This window comes from Bradyrhizobium sp. S3.12.5 (genome assembly GCF_040548225.1).
Taxonomy (GTDB): domain Bacteria; phylum Pseudomonadota; class Alphaproteobacteria; order Rhizobiales; family Xanthobacteraceae; genus Bradyrhizobium; species Bradyrhizobium cytisi.
Genome location: NZ_JBEPRF010000035.1, coordinates 57,181 through 73,169, shown reverse-complemented (window position 1 = coordinate 73,169; position 15,989 = coordinate 57,181). Strand labels below are relative to the sequence as shown.

The window sequence follows — 15,989 nt, the reverse complement described above, 5'->3', positions numbered from 1 at the left end:
TCGCAGGCCCTCCGTCCCAGACAGGTCGAAAGGCCTTGAATCACATCCATAAACTCCGGGGAATCACTTTCGGGCATCCCATAGCCCACAAGGGGCGAGGGTGCACCGACAATGCCGCACGAGAAATCAGCTCAACCAGAACTTCGGCGTCGCCGGCTCCAGCCTTCCGCCCGCACGCACCGGGGCGATCCGCAGCGCCAGGCCTGTCGCGTCATCGGTCTCCACCGCGACGCCGCTGAGCGTCGCCACGCCCGCGGCCGGCTCGAACCGGCCCGACGGAATTCCCGACGTGAACCTCCGCAGCGGCTCTTCCTTCTGCATGCCGATGATGGAATCGTAATCGCCGGTCATGCCGGCGTCGGTCATGTAGGCGGTGCCGCCTGATAGAATCTGGTGGTCGGCGGTCGGGACATGGGTGTGGGTGCCGACGACGAGGCTGGCGCGACCGTCGCAGAAGAAGCCGATGCCCTGCTTCTCGCTGCTCGCCTCGCAATGGAAGTCGACCACGATGGCGTCCGCAGCAATGCCGAGCGGACAGGCGCCGAGCTCGCGCTCGAGCGCTGCAAAGGGATCGTCGAACGGGGTCATGAAGACGCGCCCCAAAGCATTGACGACGAGCGCATGCTTGCCGTTCTTGGCCTCGACCAGGGCGGCGCCGCGGCCGGGCGTGCCGCGCGGATAGTTCGCCGGCCGCACCAGTCGCTCGGCGCGCTCGATGAAGACGAGCGCCTCGCGCTGGTCCCAGGAGTGATTGCCGAGCGTCACCGCATCGGCACCGGCATCGAGAAATTCCTGATAGATCGCTTCCGTGATGCCGAAGCCTCCCGCCGAATTCTCGCCGTTGACGACGACGAAATCGAGCGACCAGTCCTTGATCATGCCGGGCAGATATTCGGCGATGGCGTTGCGGCCGCTACGGCCGACGACATCACCCACGAACAGAATGCGCAACTTCAGAACTCCGGAAATCGAAAACGTCCGATTCCGTTAGCACATAATCCAGCGCCACGTCGTGGGCTAGTGCCGGAACCGCCTTGATCTCCTGCGCTGCAAAAGCGAGCCCGATGCCGACGATCTGCTTCGTCTTGCGGAGGTGCGCGAAGGTGTGGTCGTAGTGCCCCGCGCCATAGCCGATGCGATGGCCGAGACGGTCGAAGGCGGCGAGTGGCGTCAGCATGATGTCGGGGATGACTTCGGCGGCCGCCGGCGACGGCTCGGGAATGCCGAGCGGGCCGAGCATCAGGCGGTCGTTCGGATGGAAGATGCGGAAGACCAGCGACTGGCCGCGCGCCGTGACGCAGGGCAGCGCCAGCCTGGCGCCCTCTTCAGTGAGCTTCTTCAGCAGCGGCATCGGATCGATCTCGCTGCGGATCGGGGAGTAGCCGGAGACGATGCTGCCGGGCAGCAGCTTGAACGGCAGCCCGCGCTCGGCAAGCTTGGCGGCGGCTGCGATGCGCTTCTTCTCACTCAGAGCATCACGCGCCGCGAGGGCTTTGGCACGGAGCTCGGATTTGGTGTTGGTCATGTGCTTCGGTCCCCACGTCATCACCCGCCTTGTGCGCCCTTGCGCACTGGGGCGGGTGATCCAGTATTCCAGAGCCGGTGGTGATTCACACAAAGGCAGCGGCGTACTGGATGCCCCGGTCAAGCCGGGGCATGACACCTACTGAATTGGCCGCAGTCGTTTCGACAAGCACAAACCAGGCAAACACAAAAGTGCGAAGCCGCAAACGCCGTTGAAGCACTCGATCCCGGAGTTCCCTACGAAAGTAGGTGGGCACCATATGTCCGGGCCCACGGGCCCGGCCAGGGACAGTTCCCTAAAGGATCGATAAGGCCCCGGGGATATATGGCTCCGGACGCGCGTCGCAGCCTCGCCTGCGCAATGTAACAACGATACTGACGAATCACCAGAGCGATCGCACGTGGCCACCGAACGCGGCGAGAGAACTTGGCCTGCATGGTTCGAGACGCCCGCTTTGGGCGGGCTCCTCACCATGAGGGTTTAAGATTTCACCGCGAAACAAGACCTCATCCTGAGGAGCCCGCCGCAGCGGGCGTCTCGAAGGATGGCCACAAGGGAAACGCCAAAATCAGCCGATGGCGATGCCGTTGCCGACGGTGCGGTTCAGGACCTGGGTCGACTTCTCGATGCGCTCGGCGGCAGAGTTCAGCGCGTTGACCACGGCGGTCTGGGTCATCCGGGCACGCTCGACGGCGGCGTTGCGGAAATCCCGCAGTTCGGTCAGCTCCTGCTCCATGGTGCGGATGCGGTTGCCGGCGTCGACCAACTCGTCGCAGACGGTCAGCGCCGCCATCACGGTGAGCCTGGCATCGCCGATCTCGCCGAATTTTCCGCGCAGCGACTGAATCCGCGTCTCCAGGCCTTCGGCAAGCTTCAACAGCCGCACCTCCTGGCCCTCCTCGCAGGCCATGCGGTATTGCCGGGCGTTGATGGTGACGTTGATGTGGCTCATCCGTCCTCTCCGGTATCAAGTACCGAACGTATCGTGACGATTGCGGACTCCAGCCGATCGGAGATCTCGCGATTGGTGCGCTCGAGCTTGCGCGCTTTCACCAGTGCACCGTCGAGCTCGTCGGCAAGCCGCGAACGATCGGCGCCCAGCGCCTGGATTCGCGTCGCAAGCTCATTCTCGTCGCGGTCAGCATCGCGCCTTCGCTCGACCGCGCTTTCAAGCGCGTCGAGCGCCGCCGTGAGCCTGCGGGTCGCGATCTCGATCTCGACGGCGGAGGACTCCGTCATGGCAGCGCTGTTGGATACGCGATCGTTCATGCAGTCAGCGGCGGAACCTGTGGGCTTGACCCGTGGCCTTTACCTGGGAGCTTGCCGTCCGGCAAAAGACTCGGTTCGGCAAGCGGTTAGAAGCAGAAATTTACGTGGCAAGCTAGCCAAGCGCAACGCCGCCGCGAAACTATGCACTGCTAAGCAACTTTTACGGCCAAACCGGCGTTTGACTGCCTTGGCCTGCCGGAACCGAGATGCTATCCCAGCCGCGCCCCCAGCGGCCGAAAGGCTCTTTCCGGCGCGGCGAATTCTGCCACAAGCGCCTCATTTCAGACGGATTTCAGACATGACGCAGGTCGATCCCAACCGTATGGCCAACGCGATCCGCGGCCTCTCGATGGATGCCGTCGAGAAGGCAAAGTCGGGTCATCCGGGCCTACCGATGGGCGCCGCCGACATGGCCACGGTGCTGTTCACGCAGTTCCTCAAATACGATGCTACCGCAATCGACTGGCCGGACCGCGACCGCTTCGTGCTCTCCGCCGGTCACGGCTCGATGCTGCTCTATTCGCTGCTGCACCTGACCGGCAACGCCGACATGACGCTGGACCAGCTCAAGCAATTCCGCCAGCTCGGCGGATTGACGCCGGGTCACCCCGAGAACTTCCACACCAAGGGCATCGAGACCACCACCGGCCCGCTCGGCCAGGGCATCTCGACCGCGGTCGGCATGGCGCTCGCCGAGAAGATGCTCGCCGCCGAGTTCGGCAAGAAGATCGTCGACCACCACACCTACGTGCTCGCCTCCGACGGCGACCTGATGGAAGGCGTGTCGCAGGAAGCGATCGCGATGGCCGGGCACTGGAAGCTCGGCAAGCTGATCGTGCTCTACGACGACAACGGCATCTCGATTGACGGCCCGACCTCGATCTCCGATTCGGTCGACCAGGTGAAGCGCTTCAAGGCGTGCGGCTGGGCCGCCGAGAAGATCGACGGCCATGACCAGGCCGCGATCGCTGCCGCGATCACCCGTGCGCAAAAATCCAACAAGCCGACGCTGATCGCCTGCCGCACCACCATCGGCTTCGGCGCGCCGCACAAGGCCGGCACCGCCAAGGCGCATGGCGAGGCGCTCGGCGCCGACGAGCTCAAGGCCGCCAAGGAAAATCTCGGCATCTCGCTCGAGCCGTTCTCGGTGCCGGATGACGTGCTGAAGGCCTGGCGCGCAGCCGGCTCGCGCGGCGCTGCGGCACGACAGGAATGGGAGGGACGGCTCGGCGAGCTCGGCAGCCGCAAGCGCGCCGAGTTCGAGCGCCGCGTGCGCCACGAGCGTCCGGCTTCGCTGGCGAAGGCCGTGCGCACGTACAAGAAGGAGCTGCTGGAGAAGCCGATGACCGCGGCCACCCGCAAGTCGTCGGAAGCCGTGATCGAGGTGATTGCCGGCGCGATGCCGATGGAATTCCTCGCGGGCTCCGCCGACCTCACCGGCTCCAACAACAACAAGGCGAAGTCGGCAACCGCCTTCTCCGCCAAGACGCCGAAAGGCCGCTTCATCCATTACGGCATCCGCGAGCACGGCATGTGTGCCGCGATGAACGGCATCTTCCTGCACGGCGGCTTCGCACCGAACGGTGCGACCTTCCTCGTGTTCACCGACTATGCGCGTCCGGCGATGCGCCTGGCGGCGCTGATGGGCACCGGTGTGGTCTATGTGATGACGCACGATTCCATTGGCCTTGGCGAGGACGGCCCGACCCATCAGCCGGTCGAGCATCTCGCCGCGCTTCGCGCCATCCCGAACATGCGCGTGTTCCGCCCCTGCGATTCCGTCGAGGTCGCCGAGTGCTGGGAGCTGGCGCTGAATCGTATCGACGGCCCGACGGTGCTGGCGCTGACGCGGCAGAACCTGCCGCAGCTCCGCACCACCGCACCGAACGAGAATCCCTGCGCCCAGGGCGCCTACGAGCTGGTGGCCGCGCAAGGGGAAGCCAAGGCGACGCTGTTCGCATCCGGCTCCGAGGTCGAGATCGCGGTGGCCGCCCAGAAGCAGCTCGCCGAGCGCGGCATCCCGTCGCGGGTGGTCTCGGTGCCCTCGCTCGAGCTGTTGTTAGCGCAACCAGAGGCCAAGCGTGCCGCCATCATCGGCAACGCGCCGGTGAAGGTCGCGATCGAGGCCGCCGTGCGCTGGGGCTGGGATGCCGTGATCGGCCAGGATGGCGAATTTATCGGCATGCATTCCTTCGGCGCGAGCGCGCCGGCCAAGGATCTTTACAAGCATTTCGGCATTACCGCCGAGGCCGCGGTTAACGCCGTGCTGAAGCGCGTATCCTGAGAGTTGAGCTTGCCAAAAAAAAGGACTACGTAATCTCTCATATGATCAAGCACCGCCCGGCTGAACCGGGCGTCCGCCCCTAAAAAACCCTCGCAGGCGCGTATAGCGCGTTGTGCGGGAAGACTAGGCGTTATCGAGCCCGTCATTGAACGGTCATAAGGAGATGAAACATGGCAGTCCGCGTCGGAATTAACGGTTTTGGCCGCATCGGCCGCAACATCCTGCGGGCTATCGCCGAGTCCGGCCGCAAGGACATCGAGGTCGTCGGCATCAACGACCTCGGCCCGGTCGAGACCAACGCCCACCTCCTCCGCTTCGACAGCGTCCATGGCCGCTTCCCCGGCACCGTCACCGTCGACGGCGACTCGATCAGCCTCGGCAACGGCAAGATCAAGGTGACCGCCGAGCGCGATCCCTCGAAGCTGCCCTGGAAAGATCTCGGCGTCGACATCGCGATGGAATGCACCGGCATCTTCACCGCGAAGGACAAGGCATCCGCGCATCTGACCGCCGGCGCCAAGCGCGTGCTGGTCTCCGCGCCTGCCGACGGCGCCGACGCCACCATCGTCTACGGCGTCAACCACGACACACTGACCAAGGACCACATGGTGGTCTCGAACGGCTCGTGCACCACCAACTGCCTCGCGCCGGTCGCCAAGGTGCTGAACGATCTCGTCGGCATCGAGACCGGCTTCATGACCACGATCCACGCCTATACCGGCGACCAGCCGACGCTGGACACGCTGCACAAGGATCTCTATCGCGGCCGTGCGGCTGCGATGTCGATGATCCCGACCTCGACCGGTGCCGCCAAGGCGATCGGCCTCGTGCTGCCCGAGCTGAAGGGCAAGCTCGACGGCGTCTCGATCCGCGTGCCGTCGCCGAACGTCTCGGTGATCGACCTCAAGATCGTCGCCAAGCGCGCCGCCGATCCGAAGGAAATCAACGAGGCGATGAAGCGCGCCTCCGAGCAGCAGCTCAAGGGCATCCTCGGCTACACCAACGCGCCGAACGTCTCGATCGACTTCAATCACGATCCGCGCTCGGCGACCTTCCACATGGACCAGACCAAGGTGCAGAACGGCACCCTGGTGCGCGTGATGGCCTGGTACGACAACGAGTGGGGCTTCTCGAACCGCATGGCGGACACCGCCGTCGCGTTCGCGAAGGTGATCTAAGCGTTTACTCTCGTGTCCCGGACGCGGTGCAGCGCGCTTGCGCTGCTCCGCAGAGCCGGGACCCATTCAACTGCGGGACTCGCTGCAATGTGGGTCCCGGTTCTGCACAGCAGCGCTTCGCGCCGCAGTGCGCCCGGGACAAGAGCGCCCGGGACAAGAGAGAGTATCCGATGGCGAACAAATTCCGCACCCTCGACGACGTCGACGTGAAGGGCAAGCGCGTGCTGCTGCGCGTCGATCTCAACGTGCCCATGGATAATGGCCGCGTCAGCGACGCGACCCGGCTCGAGCGCGTCGCGCCGACCATCACCGAAATCTCGGACAAGGGCGGCAAGGTCATCCTGCTCGCGCATTTCGGCCGGCCGAAGGGCCGCGATGCCAAGGACTCACTGAGGCCGGTCGCCGAAGCGCTGTCGAAGGTCGTGAAGAAGCCCGTCGCGTTCGCTGAGGATTGCATCGGCGAGCCCGCGGCCAAGGCCGTGGCGACGTTGCAGGATGGCGACATCCTCTGTCTGGAAAACACCCGCTTCCACAAAGAGGAAGAGAAGAACGATCCGGCCTTCGTCGCGGAGCTGGCAAAGCTCGGCGACATCTGGGTCAGCGACGCCTTCTCGGCCGCGCACCGCGCCCACGCCTCGACCGAAGGTCTCGGCCACAAGCTGCCGGCCTATGCCGGCCGCACCATGCAGGCCGAGCTCGACGCGCTGGAGAAGGCGCTGGGTTCGCCGACCAAGCCTGTCATCGCGATCATCGGCGGCGCAAAGGTCTCGACCAAGATCGACCTGCTCGAGAACCTCGTGAGCAAGGTCGACGCGCTCGTGATCGGCGGCGGCATGGCCAACACCTTCCTGCACGCCCAGGGCGTCGGCATCGGCAAGTCGCTGGCCGAGAAGGATCTCGCTGCCACTGCGTTGCGCATCGTGGAGAAGGCCTCGGCCGCCAACTGCGCCATCATCCTCCCGGTCGATGCCACCGTCGCCTATCATTTCGCCGCCAACGCGCCGTCGCATGCCTATGGGCTCGATGCGATCCCGGCCGACGGCATGATCCTCGACGTCGGCCCACAATCGATCGCACGCATCCACGCCGCCATCGACGATGCGGCGACACTGGTCTGGAACGGACCGCTCGGCGCGTTCGAGATGCAGCCGTTCGACCGTGGTACGATGGCAGCCGCCAAGCACGCCGCCGCGCGCACCAAGGCCAAGAAGCTGATCTCGATCGCGGGCGGCGGCGACACGGTCGCGGCCCTCAACCAGGCCCATGTGGCCGGTGATTTCACCTATGTCTCGACCGCCGGTGGCGCATTTCTTGAATGGATGGAGGGCAAGCCCCTGCCCGGCGTCGAAGTTCTGCGCATCAAGTAATCAGACGGCAAGAAACCGGCAAGAAACAAGCGGCCCTGAGGCCCGAACGGAGAAAAAGACAGATGGCTCGGATCACGTTGCGTCAATTGCTCGACCATGCGGCGGAACACGATTACGGCGTCCCGGCCTTCAACATCAACAACATGGAGCAGGCGCTGGCGATCATGGACGCGGCCAACCAGGTCGACGCGCCCGTCATCATCCAGGCCTCGCGCGGCGCGCGCTCCTACGCCAACGACGTCATGCTCAAGCACATGATGGACGCGGTCACCGAGATCTACCCGCACATCCCGGTCTGCGTGCATCTCGACCACGGCAACGAGGCCGCCACCTGCATGACCGCGATCCAGGCCGGCTTCACCTCGGTGATGATGGACGGCTCGCTCAAGGCCGACGGCAAGACCCCCGGCGACTGGACCTACAATGTCGGCGTCACCAAGACCGTGACCGACATGGCCCATCTCGGCGGCATCTCGGTCGAGGGCGAGCTCGGCGTGCTCGGCTCGCTCGAAACCGGCATGGGCGACAAGGAAGACGGCCACGGCGCCGAAGGCAAGCTGAGCCACGACCAGCTCCTGACCAATCCGGACGAGGCCGTGAAGTTCGTCCAGGAGACCAGGGTCGACGCGCTCGCGATCGCGATGGGGACGTCTCACGGTGCTTACAAATTTACCCGCAAGCCGGACGGCGACATCCTCGCCATGAACGTGATCGAGGAGATCCATCGCAAGCTGCCCAACACGCATCTCGTGATGCACGGCTCCTCGTCGGTGCCGCAGGACCTCCAGGACGTCATCAACGCCCATGGCGGCAAGATGAAGCCGACCTGGGGCGTGCCGGTTGCCGAGATCCAGCGCGGCATCAAGCACGGCGTGCGCAAGATCAACATCGACACCGACAACCGCATGGCCATGACCGGCCAGATCCGGAAAGTGCTCAAGGACAATCCGGAAGAGTTCGATCCGCGCAAGTATCTGAAGCCGGCGATGGAAGCCATGACCAAGCTGTGCAAGCAGCGGCTCCAGGAGTTCAACACCGCCGGCCAAGCCTCCAAGTTCAAGAAGATCCTGACCCCCGCCGACATGGCCAAGCGCTACGCCAAGGGCGAGCTCGACCCCAAGGTGGCGTAAGGACCGCGCTCTATCGCTCCCTCGCCCCGCCCTTCGCGGGGAGAGGGTTGGGGTGAGGGGCTCTAGCCGCGGATGAGATGACTGCGGGACCTGTACCCCCTCACCCGGATCGCAAGGGCGATCCGACCTCTCCCCGCAAGCGGGGCGAGGTAAGAGGTCCCGTCCCCCTTTTGCCCTGCGACGAACGTTAACTCGGCAATTGCCCGAGAACCGTCTATTTTCACAGGCAAGGGCAGAATCGTTTTGGGAGGACCTCTCGATGAATCTGACTGAGCTCAACGGAATCGCGACCGCCATGGTCGCACCCGGCAAGGGCATCCTTGCCGCCGACGAATCCTCCGGCACCATCAAGAAGCGGTTCGACGCGATCGGCGTGGAATCGACCGAAGCCAACCGCCGCGATTATCGCGAGATGCTGTTCCGCTCGAGGGAGGCCATGAGCCAGTACATCTCGGGCGTGATCCTCTATGACGAGACGATCTGGCAGGCGGCAGCCGACGGCACGCCGCTGGTCAAGCTGATCGAGAGTAGCGGCGCCATTCCCGGCATCAAGGTCGACGAGGGCACGCAAGCCCTGCCGATGTGCCCGGGCGAAACAGTCACCGTCGGGCTGGACAAGCTTGCCGAGCGGCTGAAGAAATATTACGAGCGCGGCGCCCGCTTCGCCAAATGGCGCGCGGTGATCGATATCGGCAGCGGTATTCCCTCGATGACCGCGATCAGCGTCAATGCCCATGCGCTGGCGCGCTATGCCGCGCTGTGCCAGGCCGCGCAGATCGTGCCGATCGTCGAGCCGGAGGTGCTGATGGATGGTGATCACGACATCGACCGCTGCTATGAGGTCACGAGCCGCGTGCTCAACGAGACGTTCCAGGAATTGCGCGTGCAGCGCGTCGCGCTCGAAGGCATGGTATTGAAGCCGAACATGGCGATCTCGGGCAAAAAATGCGCGCAGCAGGCCTCCGTCGAGGAGGTCGCGGAGAAGACAATCCGGCTGCTGAAGGCCTGCGTGCCGGCGGCGGTGCCCGGCATCGCCTTCCTCTCCGGCGGCCAATCGGACGAAGAGGCGACTTCGCACCTCAACGCCATGCACAAGCTTGGCAGGCTACCCTGGGGCCTGACCTTCTCCTACGGCCGCGCGCTGCAGGCCGCGCCGCAGAAGGCCTGGTCGGGCAAGGCCGAGAACGTCGCGGCCGGACAAAATGCATTCAGTCATCGTGCACGCATGAATGGCCTCGCCTCCAAGGGCGAATGGCAAAGCAGCCTGGAAAAGAAGGCAGCCTAGATCTTGTCGAACAAATCGCCTCCGCCGCGCCCGGCGCCGCGTCTTTATCTCGCGACGCCTGTTGTCGACGATCCCGCCGCGCTCCTCGCCGAGTTGCCCGCTCTGCTCGCAGCCGTCGATGTCGCAGCCGTGCTGGTGCGGCTGAAGGAGACCGACCAGCGCACCATGATCTCGCGGATCAAGGCGCTCGCGCCGGTCGTGCAGAACGCCGGCGCGGCCCTGCTCGTCGACGGCCATCCCGAGATCGTCGCACGCGGCGGCGCCGATGGCGCGCATCTCGCGGGCATCGCCGCGCTGCAAGAGGCGATGCCCTCGCTCAAGCCCGATCGCATCGCCGGTGTCGGCGGGCTCGAGACGCGGCACGAGTCGATGAACGCGGGCGAGATGGGTGCTGATTACGTGCTGTTCGGCGAGCCTGATGCGAAGGGCCAGCGCCCGTCGTCCCAGGCGATCTCCGAACGGCTGGACTGGTGGGCCGAGCTGTTCGAGCCGCCCTGCGTCGGCTTTGCGATGTCGTTCGAGGAAGCCCACGACTTCGCCGCCAGCGGCGCCGATTTCGTGCTGGTCGGCGATCTCGTCTGGGCGGATTCGCGCGGGCCGAAGGCCGCGCTGATCGAGGCCGATGCGGCGATCAAGAGGACCTTCACGGCTGTTGCCGCGGGCCAGGGCTAGCGCCCCGCCATGACACTCCTGCGCATCACGCTTCTCACCACGCTGCTGCTGGCGGCGCCTGCGGCCGCGCAGCTCCAGATCACTCCGCCGGCGACGATCCCGAGCCCTGCGCCCGAAAAGCAGAAGCCCAAGGAAACGGCAAAGGAAACGGCAAAGGAAAAGCCAAAGGTCGCGCCGCACACGATCACCAGGAAGAAGGAGGCCGCACCGGCGCCAAAGCCGTCGGCCTCGCCGAGCCCGACGCTGCCGGCAACCGTGATCCCCGCGCCGCCGACCGACAATTCCAACGTCGACCTGGTGTTCGGCGCCTATCAGCGCGGCCAGTACAAGACCGCCTTCGACCTCGCCGGCGCGCGCGCCAAGACCGGCGATGCCAAGGCCATGACCATGCTGGGCGAGCTCTATTCCAACGCCATGGGCATCAGGCGCGACTACGCCAAGGCGATCGAATGGTACAAGCGCGCCTCCGACGCCGGCGACCGCGAGGCGATGTTTGCGCTCGCCATGCTGCGCATCGCCGGCCGCGGCGGCCCCGTCGACAAGGGCGAGGCGGTCAAGCTGATGGCCTCCGCTGCCAAGCTCGGCGAGCCCAGAGCGGCCTATAACCTTGCCCTGCTTTATCTGGACGGCCAGACCCTGCCGCAGGACGTCAACCGCTCCGCCGAGCTGTTGCGCCAGGCGGCCGATGCCGGGCTGCCCGAGGCGCAATACGCCCTCGCGACCTTCTACAAGGAAGGCACCGGCGTGCCGAAGGACCCCGATCGGTCGGTGCGGCTGCTGCAGGCAGCCTCGCTGGCCGACAATGTCGATGCCGAGGTTGAATATGCCATCGCCATGTTCAACGGCGCCGGCACGCCGAAGAACCAGCCCGCAGCCGTGGCGTTGCTGCGCAAGGCCTCCCGCCAGGGCAGCGCGATCGCGCAGAACCGCCTCGCCTGGGTCCTGATCAACGGCATGGGCACATCCGTGGACAAGGTCGAGGGGTTCAAATGGCATCTGGTGGCCAAAACCTCCGGCAAAGGCGACCCGGAACTCGACAAGCAGCTGGCCGATCTGCCCGCCGACGACCGCGCCAAGGCGGAGGCCGCCGCCAAAAAATGGCTCGGAAACAAATGACCTGACGCCAAATGCCCTGCAAATGACCTGAACGACTTGACGTTTGGCCCCTCGCGGGGCACCCAATCCCCTCAAATGGCGCGGTTCTGCGCCCCTTCCCCCCGATCAAGACCAGAGCTCATGCTGTATTCCGCCACTATCAACGTCATGGTCAAAGCCGCGCGCCGCGCCGGCCGCAGCCTCAAGCGCGATCTCGGCGAGATCGAGCATTTGCAAGTCTCGCTGAAGGGGCCGGCCAATTTCGTCTCGCTCGCCGACAAGCGCGCCGAGGAAATCCTCTACCAGGACCTCGCCAAGGCGCGGCCGGGTTACGGCTTCATCGGCGAGGAAGGCGGCACCCGCGAGGGCTCAGACAAGAGCCACACCTGGATCGTCGACCCGCTCGACGGCACCACCAACTTCCTGCACGGCATCCCGCAATTCGCGATCTCGATCGGTCTGGTGCGCGAGGGCACCATCATCGCAGGCGTGATCTACAACCCCGCCAATGACGAGCTCTATATCGCCGAGCGCGGCAAGGGCGTCTTCCTCAACGACCAGCGCCTGCGCGTCGCCGGCCGCCGCCAACTCAACGAATGCGTGGTGGCCTGCGGCCTGCCCCATATCGGCCGCGGCGACCACGAGGAATTCCGCCGCGAGATGACCGCGATCCAGGACCGCGTCGCCGGCCTGCGCCGCTTCGGCGCCGCCTCCCTCGACCTCGCCTTCGTCGCCGCCGGCCGCCTCGACGGCTACTGGGAACGCAATCTGCAATCCTGGGACATCGCCGCCGGCATGCTGATGGTGCGCGAAGCGGGCGGAACGGTGAGCGATATCAACACGCCGGGCGATGCGCTCGTCACGGGCGACGTCGTGTGCGGGAACGAGTTCGTGCACGGCGAGCTGGTGAAGATTTTGAGGAAGGCAGCGTAGGCCGAGGCCACACCTTACACACTGCGGTCATCGTCCGCGAAGGCGGACGATCCAGTACTCACCGGCATGCGCGGCGATTAGACTCATGAGGCGTCTTGAGCGCGCCACGTAGCGCTGCTCAAACCAGCTCATCAATGCGGTCCGCGACGCTGACGAATGTTGGCCGGTCATCCGATCCTGGGGGATGGTTGAAGGCCACGACCCGGCCAATGCTATCGTAGCATCCGCATTACTAGGGCGTGGACTCGCTACGGGCAGCGAGCCATAGCCGGATGGATGCGATCTGGACGAAGGCAAGATAGTTGGCGGCAAGCTTATCGTAGCGTGTAGCGATCCGACGACGTTGCCTGATCCGGTTGGATCTTGGCTTATTTCGGCGGCTCACGGCCGGATTGCTCGGCCACCACGTATTCGGCATACCAATCCGGCCAATTTTCATCATGCGTGCCGGTCCGCTTCTCGTGCTCGCCATGCGCGGCGGCGGCGCGACGAAGTGCTGCGGCAAGCTCAGCCGGCGAGGAGAACGCCGTGTCGTCGGAGTCCACGCGCCCGGGCAATCGCGCGGTGATCTCCTGCAGGAGCCAGGTGTTTCCGTCGGGGTCGCTCAAAGAGGCGAACGAGACATAACTGCGCCCCGCCGGATCGCGTCCGCTCAGAGGCGGCTGCCCCGGTCCGGCGCGGTGGAATACATCGCTCACCTGGGCGCCACGTGCGATGAGTTCGGCGTGGGCTGCTTCGATGTCGGATACGATCAGGTAGATATTCTGTGCTGCGCCGGGTGTTGCGGACGTTAGCCCCTTGCCGAAATGGACCGAGGCTGGTGAACCGGGAGGCGTGAACTGCACCACGCGAAACGCGTCGCCGACGGCGAAATCTGCGTCGAGCCGCCAGCCAAGGCTGCCGTAGAAAGACTTTGAACGATCGACATCCGATACGGGTATGACGACGGCCTCAAGCTTGAAGTTCACCTTCTTTGCATCCGGGTGCCTGGACGCGGCTCCCCTCTGCTCCTGGATTGTGCTCATGCCTAACTCCTCTATCGTGCGAAGTATTCTCTCATAGCGTTCTGCCCCGCCGGCCGGTTTGCGTTCGTCACTGCAAGAACGATTCGACGTGTATCTTCGCCGTCGCCAAATTTACAGTGGCGAGCCCCCAAATCTGCCTCGTGTTGACCCAATCATACTTCGGAGCTGCGGTGGTAAGACGCACGTTGGCAACGAGGTCCATCATCGGTTCATTCGCTCGCGGCGTCGCAACGCCCTCAATACGCATGGCGATGCGATGGCCGTCTTCAGTTTCAATTGTGGCTCTGCCGTCGAGATCAGTGCGTCCATCGGCACGCAGCTGGAGGTATTCGACGCCACTACGTACTTTGCCCGTGATCCGACCTTTGATGTCTCCCTCGAAAGCCACATCAATTCGTGCTCCCTGCAGGGGCACCCTTTCTTTGCCGCTTAGGAGTGCATCCAGCGTCACGCCGTAGTCGGTCACTCCGGTGATATTGAAGTCGCACTCGTAAATCTTTTCGCCTCGCATTTTCTGAACCTCGGCCATCATTCTCTCCTTTGGTGGTCGTTGTGCCGGATGGTGGCACTTCGCTCTCACTGCGAAAAGTGGAGGCGACACTCGACATTGCCAACTGACGGATGCGGAAGGAGCCCTACCAAACCACGGAGGGTCTATAGGTTCGACGTCCCCGGGCTCTTGCCCTCGAGCGAAGAAGCCCCGCAAGCCCAAGGGCTTATTACTTGTGTTCTTTAGCGACGACTTCCGAAATCCGCGGTTACGTGGCACAATCGGAACCTATCCTTCCGAATTTTGGAAGAGGATGCGATGGATCGCCTGGACGCCATGTCAACCTTTCTTGCGGTCGTCGAGGCTGGCAGCCTGTCGGCTGCGGCGCGTCAGATGAAGACGCCCCTTACAACAGTTAGCCGCAAGATCTCCGAACTTGAATCTCATCTGCGGGTCAAGCTGTTCAACCGGTCAAGTCGCCAACTCGTCCTCACCGACGCTGGCAGCTCCTATCTGCTTGCGTGCAAGCGCATTCTTGCGGATGTTACGGAATCCGAGCGCATGGCCTCTGGAGAGTTTACCGCGCCAACCGGCGAATTGACGGTTACGGCTCCGGAGAGTCTTGGGCGCACTCACCTCATCCCGATCCTTGCCGACTTCCTCAAGACCTTTCCTGACATCAGGACGAACTTGATTCTTACAGATCGTGTGCAGAGCCTGTTTCAAGAGCAGGTCGACATCGGCCTGCGCATTGGCGCGTTACCGGATAGCAGTCTGATAGCGGTGCCTGTGGGAACAACGCGAAGCGTAGTTTGCGCCAATCCCACCTATCTGGCGACGCGCGGAACGCCCCGCAAGCCGGAAGATCTGGCCGGTCATGACTGCATAAGCTATCCGGCCATCATGGCGCCCGATGTTTGGACATTTGCGGTAGGCAAGACGACGGTTGCGATACCTATGCGTCCACGGCTCGTTGTCAGCAACGCCGAGGCCGCGTGTGAAGCGGCGTGCGCGGGCGTGGGAATTACGATCGCTCTCTCGTATCATTTCCATTCCGGACTAAAGTGCGGATCGTTAACAACTCTACTGGATGAGTTTCGTCCGCCCACGATGCCGGTCAACTTCGTCTATACGGCCGATAAATTTCTTCCGATCAAAGTGCGAGCTTTCCTCGATTTCGCAGCCCCGCGGCTAAAACGAGTTCTGGCAGAGTTTAATAGTTAGGCCGCACGACCCTGCTCGACCGTTTCGCGAGATCTCGAAAGACTGTTTCGAGCCTCGATCGCCTCGATCGAGCGGTCAAACGCGCTTTCTAAAACATGCCTGCCAACCGTGCCTAGTACGGCACCTAGCACCCAGCCTTTGAAATTCTTTCCATCGCGAACGACAGTCACGTCGATTTCGGTCATGCCGTCAGGACGCCGAGTGAAGCTGTAGGTGTGACCTGACGCGCCTCCCCAAACATTGGAATCTGTCGTCGAGAGGATTACCCGATTGGGATGAGACCAATCGTAGTGCAAGCGTTCCCAGATGCCACCTGACCCCTCCGTGACGTCGGCCTCCGAAATACCCTTGTGATGCACCTTCAGGTACTCGTCCGCGCTGTTACCAAAAAGCTCCGAACGACCCGGCCCGAAGTCGGTGAGCCCAGCAATATACTGTTCAGGTGTTGACGTGGTCGTTCGGTGGATATGGATCGTAGACATGCTCAGCTCCCAATCTTCAGAATACGCGGA

16 protein-coding genes, 1 other RNA gene and 1 pseudogene are annotated in these 15,989 nt (G+C 63.9%); 9 read left to right on the top strand and 9 right to left on the bottom strand.

Going from position 1 to position 15,989, the window contains the following annotated elements:
• Window positions 1-126: 126 nt before the first annotated feature.
• The 5 genes from ABIC09_RS35005 to ABIC09_RS34985 form a co-directional block, all read right to left on the bottom strand.
• Window positions 127-951, bottom strand: coding sequence for a TIGR00282 family metallophosphoesterase (locus tag ABIC09_RS35005; protein ID WP_187435490.1), 825 nt, complete (start codon window positions 949-951; stop codon window positions 127-129).
• Entirely contained in the window at window positions 929-1,525 is a 597-nt protein-coding gene (locus ABIC09_RS35000) for a 5-formyltetrahydrofolate cyclo-ligase (protein ID WP_354084791.1), read from the bottom strand. The genes ABIC09_RS35005 and ABIC09_RS35000 overlap by 23 nt, the downstream gene beginning before the upstream one ends.
• Before the next feature lie 192 nt (window positions 1,526-1,717).
• A non-coding RNA gene (gene ssrS / locus ABIC09_RS34995) (6S RNA) lies at window positions 1,718-1,878 on the bottom strand.
• A 215-nt stretch (window positions 1,879-2,093) separates the two neighbouring features.
• Window positions 2,094-2,477: a cell division protein ZapA gene (locus tag ABIC09_RS34990; RefSeq protein ID WP_148756420.1), complete on the bottom strand. Its 384-nt coding sequence runs from the start codon at window positions 2,475-2,477 to the stop codon at window positions 2,094-2,096.
• Window positions 2,474-2,794: a DUF4164 domain-containing protein gene (locus ABIC09_RS34985; protein ID WP_187435489.1), complete on the bottom strand. Its 321-nt coding sequence runs from the start codon at window positions 2,792-2,794 to the stop codon at window positions 2,474-2,476. Before ABIC09_RS34985 ends, ABIC09_RS34990 begins: the two co-directional genes overlap by 4 nt.
• 289 nt (window positions 2,795-3,083) lie before the next feature.
• On the opposite strand from ABIC09_RS34985, the gene tkt reads away from it, so the two are divergent.
• The 8 genes from tkt to ABIC09_RS34945 all read left to right on the top strand — a co-directional run bounded on the left by tkt (window position 3,084) and on the right by ABIC09_RS34945 (window position 12,738).
• The gene (gene tkt, locus ABIC09_RS34980) at window positions 3,084-5,078 is read left to right on the top strand and encodes a transketolase (protein WP_354084820.1); all 1,995 of its coding nucleotides are present in this window, start codon (window positions 3,084-3,086) and stop codon (window positions 5,076-5,078) included.
• A 170-nt stretch (window positions 5,079-5,248) separates the two neighbouring features.
• On the top strand, window positions 5,249-6,256 hold the full coding sequence (gene gap / locus ABIC09_RS34975) for a type I glyceraldehyde-3-phosphate dehydrogenase (RefSeq protein ID WP_354112100.1): 1,008 nt from the start codon (window positions 5,249-5,251) through the stop codon (window positions 6,254-6,256).
• 170 nt (window positions 6,257-6,426) lie between these two features.
• On the top strand, window positions 6,427-7,623 hold the full coding sequence (locus ABIC09_RS34970; RefSeq protein ID WP_354112099.1) for a phosphoglycerate kinase: 1,197 nt from the start codon (window positions 6,427-6,429) through the stop codon (window positions 7,621-7,623).
• A gap of 62 nt (window positions 7,624-7,685) precedes the next feature.
• Window positions 7,686-8,753 carry a class II fructose-bisphosphate aldolase gene (gene fba / locus ABIC09_RS34965; RefSeq protein WP_354112098.1) on the top strand — a complete coding sequence of 356 codons (1,068 nt, stop codon included), beginning with the start codon at window positions 7,686-7,688 and terminating at the stop codon, window positions 8,751-8,753.
• A 259-nt stretch (window positions 8,754-9,012) separates the two neighbouring features.
• The gene (locus ABIC09_RS34960) at window positions 9,013-10,038 is read left to right on the top strand and encodes a class I fructose-bisphosphate aldolase (RefSeq protein WP_354112097.1); all 1,026 of its coding nucleotides are present in this window, start codon (window positions 9,013-9,015) and stop codon (window positions 10,036-10,038) included.
• 3 nt (window positions 10,039-10,041) lie between these two features.
• Window positions 10,042-10,710 (top strand): thiamine phosphate synthase, encoded by a 669-nt coding sequence (locus tag ABIC09_RS34955; RefSeq protein WP_354112096.1) that lies wholly within the window; start codon window positions 10,042-10,044, stop codon window positions 10,708-10,710.
• Between the two features lie 9 nt (window positions 10,711-10,719).
• Window positions 10,720-11,826, top strand: coding sequence for a tetratricopeptide repeat protein (locus ABIC09_RS34950; protein WP_354112095.1), 1,107 nt, complete (start codon window positions 10,720-10,722; stop codon window positions 11,824-11,826).
• Window positions 11,827-11,946: 120 nt separating this feature from the next.
• Window positions 11,947-12,738 (top strand): inositol monophosphatase family protein, encoded by a 792-nt coding sequence (locus ABIC09_RS34945; RefSeq protein ID WP_148756412.1) that lies wholly within the window; start codon window positions 11,947-11,949, stop codon window positions 12,736-12,738.
• A gap of 232 nt (window positions 12,739-12,970) precedes the next feature.
• Here the strand turns inward: ABIC09_RS34945 and ABIC09_RS34940 are convergent.
• The 3 genes and pseudogenes from ABIC09_RS34940 to ABIC09_RS34930 all read right to left on the bottom strand — a co-directional run.
• Window positions 12,971-13,096: pseudogene (locus ABIC09_RS34940) on the bottom strand (IS5/IS1182 family transposase); the annotation flags it as partial.
• A 10-nt stretch (window positions 13,097-13,106) separates the two neighbouring features.
• Entirely contained in the window at window positions 13,107-13,763 is a 657-nt protein-coding gene (locus tag ABIC09_RS34935) for a VOC family protein (RefSeq protein WP_148756411.1), read from the bottom strand.
• Between the two features lie 67 nt (window positions 13,764-13,830).
• A complete protein-coding gene (locus ABIC09_RS34930; protein ID WP_354112094.1) occupies window positions 13,831-14,292 on the bottom strand; it encodes a DUF3237 family protein in 462 nt (153 codons plus the stop codon).
• A 279-nt stretch (window positions 14,293-14,571) separates the two neighbouring features.
• Between ABIC09_RS34930 and ABIC09_RS34925 the strand changes: the two genes are divergently transcribed.
• The gene (locus ABIC09_RS34925) at window positions 14,572-15,477 is read left to right on the top strand and encodes a LysR family transcriptional regulator (RefSeq protein ID WP_354112093.1); all 906 of its coding nucleotides are present in this window, start codon (window positions 14,572-14,574) and stop codon (window positions 15,475-15,477) included.
• Here the strand turns inward: ABIC09_RS34925 and ABIC09_RS34920 are convergent.
• The gene (locus tag ABIC09_RS34920; protein ID WP_354032371.1) at window positions 15,474-15,959 is read right to left on the bottom strand and encodes a hypothetical protein; all 486 of its coding nucleotides are present in this window, start codon (window positions 15,957-15,959) and stop codon (window positions 15,474-15,476) included. The two genes, ABIC09_RS34925 and ABIC09_RS34920, sit on opposite strands and share 4 nt — an antisense overlap.
• Window positions 15,960-15,989: the final 30 nt, after the last annotated feature.

What these genes read in the sequence shown, in the direction of transcription:
- ABIC09_RS34920 (WP_354032371.1), bottom strand. Translation starts at nt 15,959, where the DNA reads ATGTCTACGATCCATATCCACCGAACGACCACGTCAACACCTGAACAG.
- ABIC09_RS35000 (WP_354084791.1), bottom strand. Translation starts at nt 1,525, where the DNA reads ATGACCAACACCAAATCCGAGCTCCGTGCCAAAGCCCTCGCGGCGCGT.
- ABIC09_RS34950 (WP_354112095.1), top strand. Translation starts at nt 10,720, where the DNA reads ATGACACTCCTGCGCATCACGCTTCTCACCACGCTGCTGCTGGCGGCG.
- ABIC09_RS34970 (WP_354112099.1), top strand. Translation starts at nt 6,427, where the DNA reads ATGGCGAACAAATTCCGCACCCTCGACGACGTCGACGTGAAGGGCAAG.
- ABIC09_RS34925 (WP_354112093.1), top strand. Translation starts at nt 14,572, where the DNA reads ATGGATCGCCTGGACGCCATGTCAACCTTTCTTGCGGTCGTCGAGGCT.
- ABIC09_RS34945 (WP_148756412.1), top strand. Translation starts at nt 11,947, where the DNA reads ATGCTGTATTCCGCCACTATCAACGTCATGGTCAAAGCCGCGCGCCGC.
- ABIC09_RS34990 (WP_148756420.1), bottom strand. Translation starts at nt 2,477, where the DNA reads ATGAGCCACATCAACGTCACCATCAACGCCCGGCAATACCGCATGGCC.
- fba (WP_354112098.1), top strand. Translation starts at nt 7,686, where the DNA reads ATGGCTCGGATCACGTTGCGTCAATTGCTCGACCATGCGGCGGAACAC.
- ABIC09_RS34960 (WP_354112097.1), top strand. Translation starts at nt 9,013, where the DNA reads ATGAATCTGACTGAGCTCAACGGAATCGCGACCGCCATGGTCGCACCC.
- ABIC09_RS34935 (WP_148756411.1), bottom strand. Translation starts at nt 13,763, where the DNA reads ATGAGCACAATCCAGGAGCAGAGGGGAGCCGCGTCCAGGCACCCGGAT.
- gap (WP_354112100.1), top strand. Translation starts at nt 5,249, where the DNA reads ATGGCAGTCCGCGTCGGAATTAACGGTTTTGGCCGCATCGGCCGCAAC.
- ABIC09_RS34930 (WP_354112094.1), bottom strand. Translation starts at nt 14,292, where the DNA reads ATGGCCGAGGTTCAGAAAATGCGAGGCGAAAAGATTTACGAGTGCGAC.
- ABIC09_RS34985 (WP_187435489.1), bottom strand. Translation starts at nt 2,794, where the DNA reads ATGAACGATCGCGTATCCAACAGCGCTGCCATGACGGAGTCCTCCGCC.